3 protein-coding genes are annotated in these 2,560 nt (G+C 65.9%); 1 reads left to right on the forward strand and 2 read right to left on the reverse strand.

Features of this window, described 5'->3' with window-relative positions:
- A partial coding sequence (locus WA317_RS04585) for a hypothetical protein (RefSeq protein WP_425171916.1) occupies positions 1-259 on the forward strand: 259 nt, incomplete at its 5' end.
- A 27-nt stretch (positions 260-286) separates the two neighbouring features.
- Here WA317_RS04585 and WA317_RS04590 read toward each other — a convergent pair.
- The gene (locus tag WA317_RS04590; RefSeq protein WP_425171917.1) at positions 287-1,468 is read right to left on the reverse strand and encodes an AI-2E family transporter; all 1,182 of its coding nucleotides are present in this window, start codon (positions 1,466-1,468) and stop codon (positions 287-289) included.
- 14 nt (positions 1,469-1,482) lie between these two features.
- On the reverse strand, positions 1,483-2,553 hold the full coding sequence (locus WA317_RS04595; protein WP_425171918.1) for an IS110 family transposase: 1,071 nt from the start codon (positions 2,551-2,553) through the stop codon (positions 1,483-1,485).
- Between the last annotated feature and the right edge of the window lie 7 nt (positions 2,554-2,560).

Consider the following 2,560-nt stretch of genomic DNA (forward strand, 5'->3'; position numbering starts at 1 on the left):
ACCGCAGGCCGTGCAGCCCAAGCCCTCCGCAGAGGAAACCAGGGCGATGCCGGCCGGCAACAACCGCCCAGGCAGCCACGAGCGGCCCGAGGATGGCGACACCACCGCCCTCCCGGCTCCGCCGCGAGACGACGACGACGCCGCTACGGCCACCGAGAAGCTGAACACCGGAGGCGCCGACGGCGCAGACAAGCCTCGCCAGCGGCGCGGCGGCGGGCTGAGCGCTCAAGACCTGTTGCGCCGAGAAGGCCGCTTCTAGTCCGGCCTGCCCGAGCGACGGTGCCGGTCAGCCGGAACGCTTTGCGGCAGGCTCTTCGACGCGTTCGTCGCCGCGTTCCTCGGCGTCGACGGAGTCAGGTTCAGCCTCGATGATCGCCGATGCGTCTTCGGTTTGTGCGGCCACTTGGGCCGACGGATCCCGAGCCAGCAGCACCTGGAACGCATTGTTGAGGAATGCGACCGTCGGCACCGCGAGCAGTGCGCCCACGATGCCGGCCAACACACCGCCGGAGGAGATCGCCAACACCACCGCCAGCGGGTGAATCGACACCGCTCGTCCCATCACCAACGGCTGCAGAATGTGCGCCTCGAGCTGATTGACGGCGATCAGCACACCGAGGGTGAGCAGTGCGTACACCCAGCCCTTCGCGAGCAAGGCCACGATGACGGCTAGAAAGCCGCTCAACACCGCCCCCACCAACGGGATGAATGCACCCAGGAACACCAGTGAGGCCAGCGGCAGCGCCAGGGGCACACTCATGATCGCCAGCCCGGTGCCCACCCCGGACGCATCGACCAACGCCACCAGGGAGGTGGCGCGCACATAGCCGATCAGCGACCCGTACCCGGCGATGCCCGCGGCGCGCACCCGTTCCCGTGCATTGACCGGAATGATCTTCGTGACGTAGTGCCAAATGTTGCGCCCGCCGTAGAGAAAGAAGATCAATGTGAACAGGGTCAGCAGCGCGGCGGTGACGATTTCGGTGATCGTCGCCGCTGTGGACAGCGCGCCACTGGTCAGCTTGTCCTGATTGTTGCGCAGCGCCTGGATGGCGGCGTTGCCCGCGTTGTCGATCTGCTGGCGGCTCAGATGCGCCGGTCCCTCGATCAGCCATCTGCGGGTGGAATCGATGCTGCGGGCCACTTGGTCGACCAGACTGGGCAGGCCGACCACGAACTGACTGACGACGAACGCCATGATTCCGCCGAGCATCCCGAAGCCGGTCAACAGCACCAGTGCCACCGCGCCGCCGCGCGGGCAGCCCCGCCGGTCCAGCCAGTCAACCGCGGGCACCAGCAACGCCGACAACATCAGAGCCAGCAGCACCGGAACGACGATGACTTCGAGTCGATTGACGGCCCACAGGAATGCGACCGCCGCGGCCAGGATGACCAGCAACCGCCAGGCCCACTCCGCGGTCTTACGGACTATTGGTTCGACCGAGCCGGCGTCTGCGGTCGCTGCCATGGGTTTCTCCTATGTCAAGCCGCTGCCGTTTGGCAGAGCTGGATTCGGTCGTGGTGGTCAGTGTGTAAGTAGCTGAAGACGACGCGGGATAAGCGGCGTTTGAGGCAGCGCAAGGCTTCGGTGCTGGAGTCGCCGGTGGCGAGCCGTTTGCGGTAGTAGGCCTGGCCGAGTCCGTCGAGGCGGATCTGGGTGACCGCGATGCGGTGCAAAGCGGCGTTGAGTTGACGGTTACCCGAACGGGTCATCCGAACCCGACCGGCAGTGTTGCCTGACCAGACCGGAACCGGGGCCACCCCGGCGTGGCGGGCAAAGGCGGCCGCACTTTTGAACCGAGTTACCCCGGCGGCCTCGCCGACCAGTTTGGCCGCGGTCAGCTCCCCGCAGCCCGGAAGAGAAAGCAGCACCGGGGCGACGTTGCGCACGCGCTCTCCGATGCGCTTGGCTAAGGCATTGATGGCCTCGGTGAGCCGGGTAACGTCGGCCAACTCCTCACGGGCCAGCTCGGCGACGAGTCCAGGTACGGTCTCTAGCCACATCCGTAACACAGCGCGATGCTTAGCCAAATCCAGCGACCCCGGCTTGGGAGCTCGCTCAGGATCAAGCTCATGAACGCGCCACCGCAGCCGATTGATCGTCGCCGTGCGTTGCGCCACAAGCACTTCGCGTCGATCCACCAATAACTTCAACTCACGCGACACCTCATCATGGGAGGCGACCGGCAAATCAGATTCGCGCAGCACCGCACGCGCCACCGCCAGTGCGTCGATCGGATCGGACTTGCCTCTCGTGCGCGCCGAGGCCCGGGTTTGAGCCATCAACTTCGGCGGCACCCGCACCACCTGCTGACCAGCGGTAAGCAGATCACGTTCTAGCCGCGCCGACAGATGCCGACAATCCTCGATGCCCCACACCACTTCGACGCCGAAGCGTTCCCGCGCCCACATCACCGCCTCGGCAGGCCCGCAACTGGTCGCAGCAACGACTTTCTCGCCGAGCTTGCGCCCGACCTCGTCGACCGCCACAAATGTATGCGTGCGCTTGTGTACATCGGCTCCAACAACAACCATGGTGGTTGCCTCCTTCACTGTGAGG

It is taken from the genome of Mycobacterium sp. (genome assembly GCF_049802695.1).
Taxonomy (GTDB): domain Bacteria; phylum Actinomycetota; class Actinomycetes; order Mycobacteriales; family Mycobacteriaceae; genus Mycobacterium.